This is a genomic window from Bradyrhizobium prioriisuperbiae (assembly GCF_032397745.1).
In the GTDB taxonomy this organism is placed as follows: domain Bacteria; phylum Pseudomonadota; class Alphaproteobacteria; order Rhizobiales; family Xanthobacteraceae; genus Bradyrhizobium_A; species Bradyrhizobium_A prioriisuperbiae.
In genome coordinates, this window is sequence record NZ_CP135921.1 from 7,603,116 (window position 1) to 7,618,988 (window position 15,873).

The following is a 15,873-nucleotide window of genomic DNA, read 5'->3' on the forward strand; positions in this document are numbered from 1 at the left end:
GGCAACGGGTCGGCGATGGCGATCACGTATCCCCGACCTGAAAGTCCCCCGGCTGCGGCGGCGCGATGGGGGTGAAGGCGCAGCGGTCCGGCTTCAGGTCCACCAGCGGCGTGCCATCGAGGCAATCCAGTCCGCGCACCAGCACGGTCGCCCCCTCGATGCCGACGAATTTGGCAATCGACGTCCCCAGCGGATTGGGCCGCACCGGCGAGCGCAACGAGAAGGTCCCGCGGGTATTGGTGTCGCTGGCCGGGCTCTGCAGCACCAGATCCCGGCGAGACTGGTGCAGCCAATAGATCACCTCGACCTGCTGGTACAGATCGAGGCCTTTCAGCGCCGGCACCCATGGATCGAAAATTTCGATGCGGCAGACCGGCCCATCCTGACGTCCCTGCCGCGGCGTCTCTAGCCGCGAGGTCCAGGGCGTGCGAATGCGGCCGATGAAGATCAGCCCGGCGTCGGTTGGCGGGGGCAATGCGACGGCGACTTCACCTTCGCGGATTTCATTTTCACGGACCATTCCCATCCCCTCGACCAGCAAGTGTGGGAGGAGTGTAACCGCCACCGCGCGTCGGGCAAATCACGACGCGCGGATATTATTAGGCGATCGGCTTGCTGAACTTGTTGGACTTCGGGAAGCCCTTCGGCGGCAGCCGGCCGGCGTCGGCGCGGTTGCCGCGCCAATCCGTCAATTCCTTGTTGGTCGCGCTGAATTCGCGGCCGGCGGAATCGCGCCAGGTCAAGCCATCCTTGGCAACGAACGTGACGATATCGGACAGGCCACCATCCTTGTATTTCTGCAGCCGCACGCCGCGCCCGCGCGCCATTTCCGGCACCTGGTCGAGCCCGAAAATCAGCATCTTTCGATTGTCGCCGATCACCGCAATGCTGTCGCCGTCGACCGTGGTCACCGCGCGCGCTTCGTTCGGTGGCGTGACGTTCAGCACCTGCTTGCCCTTGCGGGTGTTGCCGACGCAGTCGTCCTCGTTGACGATGAACCCCTGCCCGTCATGGCTCACCACCAGGAACTTGCGGCCACCGGTATTGACGAATAGCGAGACGATCGAGGCGTCCTGTTCCATGTCGATGAACATGCGGATCGGATCGCCATGGCCGCGCCCACCGGGCAGCTTGGCTGCGTCCAGAGTGTAGAACTTGCCGTTGGTCGAAAACAGCAGCAGCTTCGAGGTGGTTTCGGCGAAGAACACGTAGCCAAGGCTGTCGTCGGTCTTGAAGGTCAGGTTCGACAGATCCGCGACCTGGCCCTTCAGGGTGCGGACCCAGCCCTTGTCGGAGACAACAACCGTGATCGGCTCGCGCTCGACCAGCGCCTCTTCGATGGCCGCAAGATCGTGCTCCGGCGCGTCGGCAAACTGGGTGCGCCGCTTGCCGAGCAGGGTCTTGGGGCCGAACATGTCGCGCACGGTGCGGACCTGCTCGGCGACCTTGGCCCATTGCTCGGTTTCCGAGCCGAGGATCGACTTGATGCCCTTCAACTCCGCACGCAGGTCCTTGTCCTCGCGCCGGATCTCCATCTCCTCTAGCTTGCGCAGAGAGCGCAGCCGCATGTTGAGAATGGCGTCGGCCTGGACCTCGGTGAGCGTGAAGGTCTTGATCAGGACCGGCTTGGGCTCGTCCTCGGTGCGGATGATCTTGATCACCTTGTCGAGGTTGAGATAGGCGATGAGATAACCGCCGAGCACTTCCAGCCGATGCTCGATCTGGGTCTTGCGATAGTTGGAGCGGCGCAGCAGCACGTCGCGCAAATGATCGAGCCATTCGCGCAGCACTTCGGCGAGGCCGAGCACCTTGGGGATGCGGCCCTTCACCAGCACGTTGAGATTGAGCGGGATGCGGCTTTCGAGCTCGGTGAGCTTGAACAGCGATTCCATCAGCAGCGCCGGATCGACCGTGCGCGACTTCGGCTCGATGACGATGCGGACGTCTTCCGCGGATTCGTCGCGAACGTCGCCGACCAGCGGCAGCTTGCGCTCGTTGAGCAGCTCGGCAATCTTCTCGATCAGCCGCGACTTCTGCACCAGCCACGGAATCTGGGTGATCACCACCACCCAGGTGCCGCGGGCGCCGTCTTCCTGATTCCAGGTGGCGCGGGTGCGGAACGAGCCACGCCCGGTGGCATAGGCTTCCGCGATGCTTTCCTTGGAATCGACGATGATGCCGCCGGTCGGGAAATCCGGCCCCTTGATCCAGCGCAGCAACACTTTCGATTTGGCGTCGGGCTTCTCGATCAGATGCAGCGCAGCATCGCAAAGCTCAGCGGCATTGTGCGGCGGGATTGCGGTGGCCATGCCCACCGCAATGCCCTGTGCGCCGTTCGCCAGCAGGTTCGGAAACCCGCCGGGCAGCACCGAGGGTTCTTTCGACTGGCCATCGTAGTTGGGGCGAAACTCGACCGCGTCTTCGTCGATGCCTTCCAGCAGGAGGCGGGCGACGTCGGTCATCCGCGCTTCGGTGTAACGATAGGCGGCGGGATTATCGCCGTCGATGTTGCCGAAATTGCCCTGCCCGTCCACCAGCGGATAACGCGACGCGAAATCCTGCGCCAGACGCACCAGCGCGTCGTAGATCGACTGGTCGCCATGCGGATGGAAACTGCCCATCACATCGCCGACGATCTTGGCAGATTTCTTGAACGTGGTGCCCGGATCGAGGCGCAGCAACCGCATGCCGTAAAGGATGCGCCGGTGCACCGGCTTCAGGCCATCCCGCGCGTCGGGCAGCGCCCGGTGCATGATGGTCGACAGTGCATACGCAAGGTAGCGCTCCTCGAGCGCGTCGCGCAGAGCGACGTCCTCGATGTCCGCCGGCTCCGGTGGAATCAGTCTCTTTCCCATGGGATGGGGTTAACCGGTGCGCAGTCAATGGACAAGAAATGAATTCGCCGGTCATGCCTTGTTCGTCTTCGCCATGCCATAATTTCGGCCTTTCCGGATCATCACGGAACCGTAGGTGCAAGATCCAATGGTTCCGGGGTATTTTCCAAGGTGGCCGAGCCCTTATATTGTCGGCGGTCCTGACGGGATCAGAGGAGTGAAAGAGACATGCGTCGTTTGATGTTTGCTGTCGCGACCGTGGCGGCGCTGGCCGGGGCCGGGACGCTGGCCGGCGGGCGCGCCGAGGCGATGCCCCTGACAGGCGCCAGCCATCTCGCCGGCACCGCCGCCGAGCCAGTGTATCTGCGCTGCAGGCGGCTTTGGAATGGTTACCGATGGGAGCGCAGCTGCGTCGATATCATCCGTCCGGGATACGGCTACTATGGCGGCTACGGCCCGGGTTACGGCTACGGTTATGGTCGGGGCTACGGGTACGGCGGCGGCTATGGATATTACGGTGGCTGGCGTCCGCGCTACTACGGCTACTACTGATCGCGGATCAAACAACCGAAGGGCGGGACGGGACGTATCGGCCCGCCTTCGATTCAACGCGGTCCATCGGTCATTCGCGGCACCCTGCCGCGTGTCACCGCGGCAATGAATCCTTCGCGCGCGTCGGAATGCCGTTGCCCGCGCGGCTCCAGGACGTGACGGAGCAAGAACAGCCCGGTCAGTTGAAAGCCGTCCAGCAGGTCTCCCTCGGACCAGCCGGGGTCAGTAACGTCATCGCGCAAGAAGGCCGGCAGCCGCAACAGCTTGTCCTGCCACGGTTCGCCCGCCTGCCGTGACACGGCATTGCCTGACTTCGGCGAAACGTAGATCAGATCGTCGGTGGTGCCGGTCGCGGCGCAGTTCGCAAGATCGAGGCCGAAACCGAGTTCGGCGAGCATCGCCAGTTCGAACCTCACGGTGTGCACCGCTGCGTGCCCGACATCGTCGAAATCCTCGAGGATGCCTTCGAGCATCTCGTAGATCTCTTCATGTGGATCGCGTTCCGGCAACAGCCGCGCCAGCGATGCCAGATGGGTGATGCCATAGACCGCATGCGACGACGCCAGCATGGTCCCGGCACGCAGCCGGACGCCGTCGACCTGATAGTAACCGAGGTGTTCATCGAGCCGCGCGCGCCATACCGCGTTGACCGTATTGCCGGGCTGCAGGGTCGGTCGCATCCGCGAGCCACCTCCCCCGCGCACCATCCCGAGGTGACGACCGTGCCCGCGCGTCAGCAGCTCGACGATGGCGTTGGCCTCGCCATGCCGCCGCACCCCCAGCACGATGCCTTCATCAGTCCATTCCACGATGGATTTCGCTTGTCGTCCACGACAGTCCGCACACAGACCCGACGACGGACATGTGGCTCATTCCTTCGGAAATTCCAGCCCCATTTCGCGGTACCGTTCCGGATCGTCGCCCCAGCCGTCCCGCACCTTCACGAACAGAAACAAGTGCACCGGCTGGCCGACGATCTCGGCGATCTCCCTGCGCGCATCGGCGCCGATCGCCTTGATGGTGGCGCCACCCTTGCCGAGCACGATCTTGCGCTGGCTTTCGCGCTCGACAAAAATCGTCTGCTCGATCCGCACCGACTTGTCCTTGCGCTCGGTCCAGGTGTCGGTCTCCACCGTCGACTGGTACGGCAATTCCTGGTGCAGCTTGCGGTAGATCTTTTCGCGGGTGATCTCGGCCGCCAAGTGCCTGATCGGCGCATCCGACATCTGGTCTTCGGGGTAATGAAACGGACCGGGGGGCACCGCTTCAGCCAGCGCCCGGCGCAAGTCGTCGACACCATCACCGGACATCGCTGAAATCATGAAGGTCTGCTCGAACGGCAGTCGCGCATTCGCGGCCTGCGCCAGCAGCAACAATTTCTCCCGCGCGACGAGGTCGACCTTGTTGATCACCAGGATCTTCGGGTGCGCCACGCTGCCGAGCTTGTTCAAGATCGTATCGGCTTCCTCATCGATGCCGGCGCGCGCGTCCAGCAGCACGCAAACCAGATCGGCATCGTGGGCGCCGCTCCATGCGGTGGAGACCATGGCGCGGTCAAGCCGCCGCTTGGGCGCGAAGATGCCGGGGGTGTCGACCAGAATGATCTGCGACTGTCCCTCCACCACGATGCCGCGGATCAGCGCCCGCGTGGTCTGCACCTTGCGCGACACGATCGTGACCTTGGAGCCGACCAGCGCGTTAACCAGCGTCGATTTACCGACATTGGGTGCGCCGATCAGAGCCACGAAACCGCAGCGCGTGGAAATATCGTCGGCCGTCTCAACCATCATTATTGCCGCTCGGCACGCCTTCCTGTTTCAACATCGCCAGCGCTGCGAGCTTTTCCGCCGCGCGCTTGCTGCCGCCGACGCCCTCGGCCGGCGTCAACCCGGGTAATTCGACCGACACGCGAAATTGCGGATCATGGTGCGGGCCGGTGCGTTCGATCTCGCGATAGACCGGCGTCGGCAAGCCCTGCCCCTGCGCCCATTCCTGTAGCACCGTCTTGGCGTCGCGCAACGGTCGCACCGGTTTGCGCATGCGCTCGGTCCAGTTGGACTCGACGAAGTGCGCAGCAGCCGCGTAGCCCCCATCGAGGAACACCGCGCCGATCACCGCCTCGCAGATGTCGCCAATCACCGACTTGCGCAGCCGCTCGCCGACGCCGGGGCCGACGGTGCCGAGCTTGATCGCTTCATGCAGCCCCAGCGTCTTGGCTACGTCGGCGCAGGCTTCCTTGCGCACCAGATCGGCCAGCCGCTTCGATAGCTCGCCTTCGTCGGCTTTCGGAAAGGCGCGATACAGCATGTCGGAGACGATCAGCCCCAGCACGTGATCGCCCAGGAATTCCAGCCGCTGATAGCTCTCGGTCCGATTGCGCGACGACTTCAGCGCGGAGACGTGGGTAAACGCCGTGGCCAGCAGCGTGGGGTCGGCGAACGTGTGGCCGATGCGCTGCTCGATGGCCTTCGCCGCTGCCTTGGCGCTGACGCGCCGGCGCGGCTTCTTGGCCGGCGCCGCCTGCTGCTCAGCCGCGACCGTGCCAGCGTTGTCGTCAGCGTTAGACGGATGCGGAATGAGAGGCGTGTCGTCGCTCATCGCACAATGGAGAAGATGCGATTCCAGCGCACCGCAACCGGCCAGCGCCAGATCTGCCACGCTTGCTCGCCTTCTGCGATCGAGAAGAAGATCATCTGGGCCCGACCGACGACGTTCTCCAGCGGCACATAGCCCACCTGCGACAGCACGCGGCTGTCGGTGGAGTTATCGCGGTTGTCGCCCATCATGAAGAAGTGGCCGGGCGGCACGGTATAAACGGTGGTGTTGTCGTAGAAACCGTTGTCGACGCAATCGAGCGTCTCATAAGACACGCCGTTGGGCAGCGTTTCCTTCCAGCGCTTGACGCGCGCGGTCGCATCCGAGCCGCAGGGATCCTCGCCGACGAAATCCGACAGCCGCTCGCGCGGCACCGGCTTCTCGTTGATGTAGAGTTGCCCCTCCTTGACCTGGATGCGGTCGCCCGGAAGCCCGATCACGCGCTTGATGTAATCGGTGGTGTCGTCCTTCGGCAGCCGGAACACGACGATGTCGCCGCGCGAGGGTTCGGAGCCGAAAATCCGGCCGGAGAACAAAGGCGGCGACAGCGGGATCGAATAGTGGCTGTAGCCGTAGGAATATTTCGAGACGAACAGATAGTCGCCGACCAGCAGCGTCGCCTTCATCGAACCCGATGGGATGTTGAACGGCTGAAACAGGAAGGTTCGGATGACCAGCGCGATAATGAGCGCATGAATGACGACACGGACGGTTTCACCAACGCCGCCCTCGGTCTTGGTCCCAGATGTCACGCTCATTGCCGTTCTTCGTTCCTGTGGGAGCCGCAAAACGGCCCAATCAAAGCGCCCGCGGGCGTTGTAGACGGTTGTCCGGGCACGCGCAATCAAGGCACCCGAGAAAACTTGCTAATCATCTGACGAATCAGTGATTTTTAGTTTGAACTGCGATCGGGGGCGCCTGCCGCCCCGCGATCAGGCTTTGCCCACCTCGACCGCCGAAATTATGACAAAAGCCTGCGCCAGCGGCCAGTCATCGGTGATGGTGAGGTCGATGCGCGCCTCATGGCCCGGCGGGGTGAGCTGGTCCAGCCGCGCCTTGGCGCCACCGGACAATTTCATGGTCGGCCGGCCACCGGGCAGATTGACCACCCCCATGTCCCGCCACCACACCCCAAGCCGGATGCCGGTGCCGAGCGCCTTGCTGCAGGCCTCCTTGGCGGCGAATCGCTTGGCATAGGTGGCCACCACCAATTTTGGCACCTTGGCCCGCCGTTCGGCCCGGGCGCGTTCGGATTCGGTGAAAATACGGTCCAGAAACCGCTCACCATGCCGCTCCATCACCTTCTCGATCCGGCGGATATCGATCAGGTCCGAGCCGATGCCGATGATCATGCGGGGAGCCCAACCTTCTCACGGCCCCGGGTCATGGCCGCCCGCATGGTTCGGACGGTCTCACTGAGGCCGACGAACAGCGCCTCGCCCATCATGTAGTGGCCGATGTTGAGTTCGACGATCTGTGGCAGGCCGGCGATGGCCTCGGCGGTCGCGTAGTCGAGCCCGTGGCCGGCATGCACCTCGAGCCCCACAGACTGCGCCAGCGCCGCACCCGCGACGATTCGCTGCCATTCGGCCTCCGCCTTGTCCGGCTTGCCGTCGATCACCGCATGGCACCAGGCGCCGGTGTGGATCTCGATCACGGGGGCCTTCAGCCTCGCCGCGGTTTCAATCTGGCTGACATCGGCTGCGATGAAAAGCGAGACGCGGATGCCGGCGTCGTTCAAACGCGCGATGAACGGTGCCAGCACATTGTGCTGCGCGACCACGTCAAGCCCGCCTTCGGTGGTCACCTCTTCGCGCCGCTCGGGCACCAGACACACCGCGTGGGGTTTGGTCGCAAGCGAAATCCGCAACATTTCCTGGGTCGCGGCCATCTCGAAGTTCAGCGGCTTGGAAATCTCGGCCTTCAGGCGCGCCATGTCGTCGTCGCGGATGTGGCGGCGATCCTCGCGCAGATGCGCGGTGATGCCGTCGGCGCCGGCCTCGATCGCCAGCAGCGCCGCGCGCACAGGATCCGGCAGGCGGCCGCCGCGGGCATTGCGCAGCGTCGCGACGTGATCGACGTTAATCCCGAGACGCAGCGGAGGAGCTGTGGACATAAGACACTCGCATGAGGACCTGAAAAGGATTCAACCGTTGACGCGCTCGACCCGTGCCACCACGGCCTTGGCACGCAACTGGGCGATGATAGCGCTGAGATGCTTGAGGTCATAGACCTCGAGATCGATGGTCAGCTCGGTGAAATCGGGCGATCGGCGGCTCATCGAGATATTGTCGATGTTGCCGTCGTGCTCGGCGATGACGGTGGCGATCTGGGCGAGACTGCCGGGCTCATTGACGTTCTGCACGAACAGCCGCGCCGGAAACCGCTGCGGCGTGTGCTCGTCGACGTCCCAGCGCACGTCGAGCCAGCGCTCCGGCATCTCCTCGAAATCCTTCAGCGCCGGCGACTGGATCGGATAGATGGTGATGCCCTCGCCCGGCGCGACGATGCCGACGATCCGGTCGCCCGGCACCGCGCCACCGTTGGGTGCGAATTTCACCGGCAGATCGCTGTTGATGCCTCGAATCGGGATCGCGGCCTTGCCGGTGCCGACCGGGGCCGGCTTGACCTTCGCAGGCCCTTCCTTCTTGGCTCCGAACACGCCGAGCCGCTCTTCCTTGTAATCGGGGTACATCGCGCGCGCGACATTGGAGGCCTTCATCTCGCCGCGGCCCACGGCCGCCATCACATCCTCGATCGAGGTGCGGGCCAGACGCGGCAGCGCGCCCTTCAGCTTGTCGTCGGCGTAGGCGATCTTGGCGCGCAGGAACAGCCGCTCGACAATACGGCGTCCGAGACCGGCATACTGGTCGCGGACCGCGGCACGCGTGGCCCGCCGGATCGCCGCCCTCGCCTTGCCGGTGACCGCAAGCGATTCCCAGGCCGACGGCGGCGCCGATTGCGCCCGCGAAGTCAGCACCTCGACTTCATCGCCATTCTGCAATTCCGACGACAGCGGCGAGAACTTGCCGTTGATCTTGCAGCCGACCGCGCTGTTGCCGACGTCGGTGTGCACCGCATAGGCGAAGTCGATCACATTGGCCTTGCGCGGCAATGCGATCAGCTTTCCCTTCGGCGTAAAGCAGAACACCTGATCGTGGAACAGCTCAAGCTTGGTGTGCTCGAGAAACTCCTCGGGATTGGCGCTTTCCGACAGCACCTCGATGGTGTGCCGCAGCCAGGCGAACGCATTCGACTCGCGGTTGAGCATCTCCGTCGGCGATCCCACACCCTCCTTGTAGAAGGCGTGCGCGGCGATGCCGTATTCGGCGATGCGCTCCATTTCCTCGGTCCGGATCTGCAGCTCGACCCGCTGGTTGCCGGGGCCGATCACCGTGGTGTGGATCGAGCGATAGTCGTTCTGCTTGGGCGTCGAGATGTAGTCCTTGAACCGCCCCGGCACCACCGGCCAGACCGTGTGGACGATGCCAAGCGCGCGATAGCATTCCTCGACCGCCTGCACGACGACACGAAAACCGAAGATGTCGGACAACTGTTCGAAGCCGACGGATTTGCGCTCCATCTTGGTCCAGATCGAAAACGGCCGCTTGCGGCGGCCCACCACGCGGGCCGCGATGCCGTTCTGCTTCAGGTTCGCGGACAGCTGCGTCTCGATTTCGCCGATCAGATTGCGGTTGCGTTCGGCCAGCGCGCTGAGCCGCCCGTTGACCACCGCATAGGCCTCGGCGTCGAGTTCGTGGAACGACAGGTCCTCGAGCTCCTCGCGCATCTCATGCATGCCCATGCGGCCGGCGAGCGGCGCATAGATATCGATGGTCTCCTCGGCGATGCGCCGGCGTGACGCGGGCGGCACGAATTCCAGCGTGCGCATGTTGTGGAGGCGGTCGGCGAGCTTGACCAGCAACACGCGGACATCGTTGGCGACGGCCAGCAACAACTTGCGCAGGTTTTCCGCCTGCTTGGCCTCGCGGGAGACGAGCTCGAGGCGCTTCAGCTTGGTGAGGCCGTCGACCAGCGCCCCGATTTCGTGACCGAAGACCTGGTCGATCTCGGTGCGGGTCGCCTCGGTGTCTTCGATGGTGTCGTGGAGCAGCGCTGCAACGATCGTTGCATCGTCGAGCTTGAGGTCGGTGAGAATCGCCGCAACCTCGAGCGGGTGTGAAAAGTAGGGATCGCCGGACGCCCGGGTCTGCTCGCCATGGGCCACCATGGCGTAGACGTAGGCGCGGTTGAGCAGATCTTCGTCGGTATTGGGATTGTAGGCCCTGACCCTCTCGACCAGGTCATATTGGCGCATCATCCGGGTGGGCGAGCGCTTGGCAGGCTTTGCTACCGGCGCGGGCGGTGGCATTGCGGCGGCAGCAGTGCCGGCCGCGGCTTCCATTTGACGGGGACTACGGCGCCAGTACGCCATTTTTCATTACCTCAATGAGTTCCGCCACTTAAGGGGAACCCGCATTCCCATTCCAATCACGACCGAACCCTATCGCATCAAAACCTCAAAAAAAGTCAATAAATGCAAAGGCCCGGAGGATAATCCGGGCCTTTGACGAATTCGGCAGCGCCCGGTCGGGCTAACACGGTCGCGGATCGGCTTATTCTTCTTCTTCGGGCTGCTCTTCCGGCGGAGCCAGGCCCTCAAGGCCCTTCAGGAGCTCCTCTTCGGTCATCCGTTCGACGGCGACCTCTGTGTCGTCGGCATCCACGCTGGCCCCGGCCGAGCCGATCAGCGGAACGGTATCGGGCTCAGGCTCGTCGACTTCGACGAATTTCTGCAGCGAATGCACCAGTTCTTCACGCAAATCTTCCGGAGAAACCGTCTGTTCGGCGATTTCGCGCAGCGAAACAACGGGATTCTTGTCATTATCGCGGTCGATCGTGAGCTGCGAGCCAGACGAAATCATCCGCGCCCGATGCGCGGCCAAAAGAACCAGGTCAAACCGGTTGTCGACCTTGTCAATGCAGTCTTCCACGGTGACGCGCGCCATAGACTGTCGCTCCGTTAAATTGGGTCCGATGCTTCAGATTATGCACGCTAGGTATAGCGGACCCGGGTCATGCGCAAGCAACAATTGCATTGCAATTTGCATTTTTGGGGCCGTGAGAGCCTAATGGGCAGGCTGCGATTGCAGCACTTTTTGGTGAGCGATTGGTCGCATGGACACCAAAAGGCTTCATTGCTTCACCAGACTTCGATGCTTCGTTTATTTCCGCGCCTCGGACTGGCTTAAACATCGGACTGGCTTACACAAATGAATTCAAATTCGAAGCATTGAAACGACGACCGGACGTGCGGCTGGATGGGCCGCCACAACGTTCACAACAACAAAAATGCGGGACAACGACTAATGCCTTCTGCTGCCTCCAACAAGATTGCGCTCTTTATCGATGGGGCCAATCTCTACGCTACCGCCAAAACACTGGGTTTCGACATCGATTACAAAAGATTGCTGCGCGAATTTCAGGGTCGGGGGACATTGGTCCGCGCATTTTACTACACCGCGATTATCGAAGATCAGGAATATTCCTCGATTCGTCCGCTGATCGATTGGCTCGACTACAACGGCTACACCGTGGTCACCAAGGCGACCAAGGAATTCGTCGACCAGGCCGGCCGCCGCAAGGTGAAGGGCAACATGGACATCGAGCTCGCCGTGGATGCCATGGAGCTCGCTGAACATGTCGACCAGATCGTGCTGTTCTCCGGCGACGGCGATTTCCGCTCGCTGGTCGAGGCCGTTCAGCGCCGCGGCGTCCGCGTCACCGTCATCTCGACGATCGCCAGCCAGCCGCCAATGATCGCGGACGAGTTGCGCCGTCAGGCGGATGTGTTTACGGATCTGGTTGAATTGCAGTCCAAACTGGGACGCGATCCGGCGGAGCGCCCTGCTCCGCGCGACCATCGCGAGCCTCGTCACACGCCGCAGTTCCTCCAGCGTAGCACCAGCACGATTGCGCCCAGAGGCGATGAGGAAGAATTCGACGACTGAGGTGACGAAACAGAGCCGGCGGTCCTCCGCCGGCCCTGTTTCACATCGCGTTGCGCTCGAATCAGAACCCGGCCGAGACTGCCCGCTGTGTCCCCGGCTGGTGGCGTTTCGGGAGGAGCTTCGTGCACGTGAACCGCACTGGTTCAACGCCCCTGTCCTGCCGTTCGGCGACCGCGAGGCCGCACTCCTGATCGTCGGGCTCGCGCCCGGCCTGCAGGGCGCCAATCGCACCGGCCGCCCCTTCACCGGCGACTATGCCGGCGATCTGCTGTACGGCACGCTGCTCGAATATGGCTTTGCGCAAGGCGTCTATCAGGCCCGGCCCGATGATGGATTGCAGTTGGTCAATTGCCGGCTTGGCAATGCGGTGCACTGCGTGCCACCGCAGAACAAGCCACTGCCGATCGAGATCAAGACCTGCCGCCAGTTTCTCACCGCAACCCGCGACGGCATGCCAAACCTCCGTGCCGTGGTGATGCTCGGCCGCGTCGCTCATGATACGACGCTGAAAGCGTTTGGCATTCGCGCGGCGGAGGCGCCGTTCGGTCATGGCGCCGAACATCAGGCCGGCGAGATCCGCCTGTTCGACAGCTATCATTGCTCCCGATACAACACCAACACCGGTGTGCTGACACCCGACATGTTCAGAGCGGTGTTTGCCAGGGTGAAGGCCCATCTGGCCACGACTTAGTTAGAGCGCTTCAAATCCGTTCAAGGATAAAGTCACGCGCCGGCGTGATCGCCGGCGCGCGCACCTCACGGCCCGTACTCACGGTCCATATTGGGGGGCCGGCGTCTGGTTGAAATCATGGTCGTGATCGTCAACACAGCTAAAATTCGCCGCAACGGCGGTGCTGCCGCTCCCCTTGTATTTTGCAATCTTGGGGAAAACGCAGAGCGGCCGGGTCATCTGGACAGCGGGCGGCGTATCGTTGACGAATTTGGTGGCGAGGATCGTTTCCGGCGCCACGCCCGTCTCGACCCAGGTCACCAGCGGGGTGAGCGCGTCGAACACGTTGGGGCCCGGGCCGCCGGAACAGTGGTACATCCCCGGCATCATGAACAGTCGGGCATAGTTCTGCGTCCTGCGGAGCGCCGAATTTCCACCGAACGTGAAGCCCACCTGCTGGACGCCGCGACCGTCGTCGTTCTGTTGCAAGCTAGCCTCTTGAGAGCCGAAGCCATGCCCGTGGCGCTCTACCAACGCGTTGAAATAGTTGATGCTGCTCTGCGCGGGAATAAGCGGATCCGCCCAGCCGTGATACATGATGAGCTTGCCGCCCTGCTCACGGAATCTGCCGAGATCGGTGCTGGTCGCGTTCAGCACCGCGGCAAGCTGATTGTCCACGGTGCGGATGTCGCGATGGAAGTCGAAGTTCGCGAAGTTGGTGGCGCTGGCCGGATAACCAAAACTCGGGCCGAACACCCAGTAGAACAAGCCGTCGAAGGCCGGCTCCGGAAGCTTCTCCTGAAATGCGAGCCCCAGCGCCAGGACATTGTCGGTCTCGTTGCCGCGCGGGGAGCCGGGATTGACAAGCTCGCCGGTCACCGGGTCGATGGTCCCCCGATAATAATTCCGCATCGTCGTGACCTGATCGGCCGTCAGGCACGCCGGCGGCACGTTGCCACCCGTGCACTGCAGCACCTTGGGATCGAAACGACAGTCGCGCGGATCGGTCAGGAACGGATCGGTGCCGACCCCGCCGTCGCGGCCCGCGCATTGCGCGAGCACTGCCTTGTTGATCAGCGACATCTGGCCGGGCTGGATCAACCGCCCCGGACTGGCATGGGTGTTCTGCCACACTGAAAGCCCAGCCATGTGCAGGTGCGTGCGGTTGAACGCCGCCGCGCCGGCCAGGATGCCGTCATAATCGTCGGGGAACCGCTGCGCCTCCATCAGCGCGTTCTGGCCGCCGGTGGAGCATCCAGCGAAATAAGCCTTGCCGGCGTTCCGCCGATAGAACGCGTCGACGATCTTCTTGCCGTGCACCGTCATCAGGTGGATCGCACGGTAGCCGAAATCCTTGATCCGCTCGGGATGCCCGAACAGGCCGGTCGAAGGCGCCGCCTGGTCACCGAACTGGATTGCCAGGGGATTGCCCATGTTGCCGTTCGAGCCGCAATAAAGCGGGCTGCACCCGGAAACGCCGGTGCCGAGATCGCTGTTGGTGGAGGCAAATCCGCCCTGGATGCCGCTGGCGAGCGCGCTATAGCTGATGACACCCTGGAAGCCGCCGCCACCTGTGCCGAGAAAGCGCCCGTTCCAGGTCGTTGCCGGGAGCCACACCTCGATCTTGATCGAGGAGTCGGACATCGGCGTAAGGGTTGCCGTGACGCGACAGAACGCGGGCAGCCCGGTGATGGTTTGCGGCGGGTTGGAACCGGGCACCACGAACACGCCGGTCGTGTTGTCGGTGGCCGAGGTGATGGTCGCGTGTTCAAGAGCCAACGATTGCAGATTGGTACATGGGGTCGCCGCGGCGGGCGTGCTGCCAACAGCGAGAAAGGCAAGCAGGGTCATCGCCGCGCCGACAAGACAAGGTCGCTGACGCATCATATCTGTCCTCCCTGATTGTTATCTTTGTGGGGACCGACAGGCTAACCGATCGATATGACAACTCAAGGATGATCGCGTGCAAGGTATCAATATGGGTCAGCGTTCAACCGAAACGGGGATCTGACTTGCGACTGCCGCTGCAAGGCCCTCCGTCCGTGCTCAAACCTGTCCCAGCAAGCCCTTCAGCACATCGGCACCGAGTTCGGCACGCCACGGTGGATCGGCCCCGGGGCGGCTGCAGGTGAAGGCCGCGCAGGTGGCCGCGAACGACAGCACGCGGCGAAGCTCATCGGCGCTGGCGTGCGCCAGCGAGGCCGGACCGATCCGCCCGATCGCCTGCAAGGCGAACAGCAGCGCGGCCTGGAAACTGTCGCCGGCCCCGACGGTGTCGGCGACATCGACCTGTGGCGCCGCAACATCAACCGTGCCCGCCCTCTTGTGCCAGGCCTGGGCACCCCGGCTACCGCGTGTCACCACCACCAGACCGGCCCCGGCCGCAAGCAGCGCTTTCGCCTTGGCGGCGTGATCGCCGTCGCCATAAAGAAACTCGAAGTCGACATCCGACATGCGGACGATGTCAGCCGCCGCCGCGAACGCTTCCATGCGCTCAAGATAGCGTGCCTTGTCCTTGACCAGATCGGGCCGGCAGTTCGGATCGAATGAGACGGTCGCAGCCCCCCGCGCATCGCGGACCATGGCGAGCGTTTCCGCCGCTCCCGTCGAATCGACCAGGGTGGTCGAGCCGACATGGACGGCATCGATCTGTCCGAATGGGATGGCGTCGTGCCGGTAGGTCCAGCTGCGCGATGCCGTGTGCGCATCGTAAAACGCATACTGCGGCTCACCACCCACATGGCGCACGAACGCGAGTGTCGTCTGATGGTCGCTGCGTGTGGCAAAGCGCAGGTCGACGCCCGAGGCCTCCGCGTGGCCAGCGACCATGCGCCCGAACAGATCGGTGGAGATACCGCCGACGAATCCCGCCACTGCGCCAAGACGCGCCATGCCCACCGCGATATTCAGGCAGGAGCCACCGACCACGGGGACCAGCGCATCCCGCCCGTCCACGGCCGTCACCGGCAGGAAATCGACCAGAGCGTCTCCGCAACTCAGCAGCATCATACAGGCCCGGTTTCGTGTCAGCCCTTTGTCGTCCATGCTCGCATCGCGGTTCGGCCTGGATCGAGATTCCGCGTTAGTCGCGCGCTCTCCCGGCTCAGGATTAGCTCGAGTGCCGCCGACCTGAAGTTCCTGCATTCCTTGCAGCAAACTCAACCCAGGAACCTCAGATCGAAAAGCGGCACTCGAATCATAGACTTGCTAG

At 63.4% G+C, this 15,873-nt stretch carries 15 protein-coding genes; 3 read left to right on the forward strand and 12 right to left on the reverse strand.

The features are described from left to right. Nucleotides 1–22 precede the first annotated feature (22 nt). Complete coding sequence (gene tsaA, locus RS897_RS35400; protein WP_315833304.1) at nucleotides 23–520, reverse strand: tRNA (N6-threonylcarbamoyladenosine(37)-N6)-methyltransferase TrmO; 498 nt, start codon at nucleotides 518–520, stop codon at nucleotides 23–25. 79 nt (nucleotides 521–599) lie between these two features. Then, on the reverse strand, nucleotides 600–2,855 hold the full coding sequence (parC, locus tag RS897_RS35405) for a DNA topoisomerase IV subunit A (protein ID WP_315833305.1): 2,256 nt from the start codon (nucleotides 2,853–2,855) through the stop codon (nucleotides 600–602). Between the two features lie 207 nt (nucleotides 2,856–3,062). Here parC and RS897_RS35410 point away from each other — a divergent pair, with 207 nt between their 5' ends. Further along, on the forward strand, nucleotides 3,063–3,386 hold the full coding sequence (locus RS897_RS35410; RefSeq protein WP_315833306.1) for a hypothetical protein: 324 nt from the start codon (nucleotides 3,063–3,065) through the stop codon (nucleotides 3,384–3,386). Between the two features lie 53 nt (nucleotides 3,387–3,439). Here the strand turns inward: RS897_RS35410 and recO are convergent, their stop codons facing one another. The 8 genes from recO to rpoZ form a co-directional block, all read right to left on the reverse strand. Then, nucleotides 3,440–4,195 carry a DNA repair protein RecO gene (gene recO / locus RS897_RS35415; protein ID WP_315833307.1) on the reverse strand — a complete coding sequence of 252 codons (756 nt, stop codon included), beginning with the start codon at nucleotides 4,193–4,195 and terminating at the stop codon, nucleotides 3,440–3,442. Nucleotides 4,196–4,255: 60 nt separating this feature from the next. Further along, complete coding sequence (era, locus tag RS897_RS35420) at nucleotides 4,256–5,176, reverse strand: GTPase Era (protein WP_407654368.1); 921 nt, start codon at nucleotides 5,174–5,176, stop codon at nucleotides 4,256–4,258. After that, entirely contained in the window at nucleotides 5,166–5,984 is an 819-nt protein-coding gene (gene rnc, locus RS897_RS35425) for a ribonuclease III (RefSeq protein WP_315838851.1), read from the reverse strand. Before rnc ends, era begins: the two co-directional genes overlap by 11 nt. After that, nucleotides 5,981–6,739 carry a signal peptidase I gene (gene lepB, locus RS897_RS35430; RefSeq protein ID WP_315833308.1) on the reverse strand — a complete coding sequence of 253 codons (759 nt, stop codon included), beginning with the start codon at nucleotides 6,737–6,739 and terminating at the stop codon, nucleotides 5,981–5,983. Before lepB ends, rnc begins: the two co-directional genes overlap by 4 nt. 174 nt (nucleotides 6,740–6,913) lie before the next feature. Continuing rightward, nucleotides 6,914–7,333 (reverse strand): holo-ACP synthase, encoded by a 420-nt coding sequence (gene acpS, locus RS897_RS35435; RefSeq protein WP_315833309.1) that lies wholly within the window; start codon nucleotides 7,331–7,333, stop codon nucleotides 6,914–6,916. Continuing rightward, on the reverse strand, nucleotides 7,330–8,097 hold the full coding sequence (locus tag RS897_RS35440; protein WP_315833310.1) for a pyridoxine 5'-phosphate synthase: 768 nt from the start codon (nucleotides 8,095–8,097) through the stop codon (nucleotides 7,330–7,332). The genes acpS and RS897_RS35440 overlap by 4 nt, the downstream gene beginning before the upstream one ends. A gap of 30 nt (nucleotides 8,098–8,127) precedes the next feature. Next, on the reverse strand, nucleotides 8,128–10,416 hold the full coding sequence (locus RS897_RS35445; protein WP_315833311.1) for a RelA/SpoT family protein: 2,289 nt from the start codon (nucleotides 10,414–10,416) through the stop codon (nucleotides 8,128–8,130). A gap of 181 nt (nucleotides 10,417–10,597) precedes the next feature. Continuing rightward, complete coding sequence (rpoZ, locus tag RS897_RS35450; protein WP_315833312.1) at nucleotides 10,598–10,990, reverse strand: DNA-directed RNA polymerase subunit omega; 393 nt, start codon at nucleotides 10,988–10,990, stop codon at nucleotides 10,598–10,600. Between the two features lie 360 nt (nucleotides 10,991–11,350). On the opposite strand from rpoZ, the gene RS897_RS35455 reads away from it, so the two are divergent. Then, nucleotides 11,351–11,992: a LabA-like NYN domain-containing protein gene (locus tag RS897_RS35455; RefSeq protein WP_315833313.1), complete on the forward strand. Its 642-nt coding sequence runs from the start codon at nucleotides 11,351–11,353 to the stop codon at nucleotides 11,990–11,992. After that, nucleotides 11,970–12,683, forward strand: coding sequence for a uracil-DNA glycosylase (locus RS897_RS35460; protein ID WP_315833314.1), 714 nt, complete (start codon nucleotides 11,970–11,972; stop codon nucleotides 12,681–12,683). The genes RS897_RS35455 and RS897_RS35460 overlap by 23 nt, the downstream gene beginning before the upstream one ends. 78 nt (nucleotides 12,684–12,761) lie before the next feature. On the opposite strand, the gene RS897_RS35465 is transcribed toward RS897_RS35460, so the two are convergent. Then, entirely contained in the window at nucleotides 12,762–14,549 is a 1,788-nt protein-coding gene (locus RS897_RS35465) for a tannase/feruloyl esterase family alpha/beta hydrolase (protein WP_315833315.1), read from the reverse strand. A 159-nt stretch (nucleotides 14,550–14,708) separates the two neighbouring features. Continuing rightward, nucleotides 14,709–15,668: a carbohydrate kinase family protein gene (locus tag RS897_RS35470; protein ID WP_315838852.1), complete on the reverse strand. Its 960-nt coding sequence runs from the start codon at nucleotides 15,666–15,668 to the stop codon at nucleotides 14,709–14,711. Between the last annotated feature and the right edge of the window lie 205 nt (nucleotides 15,669–15,873).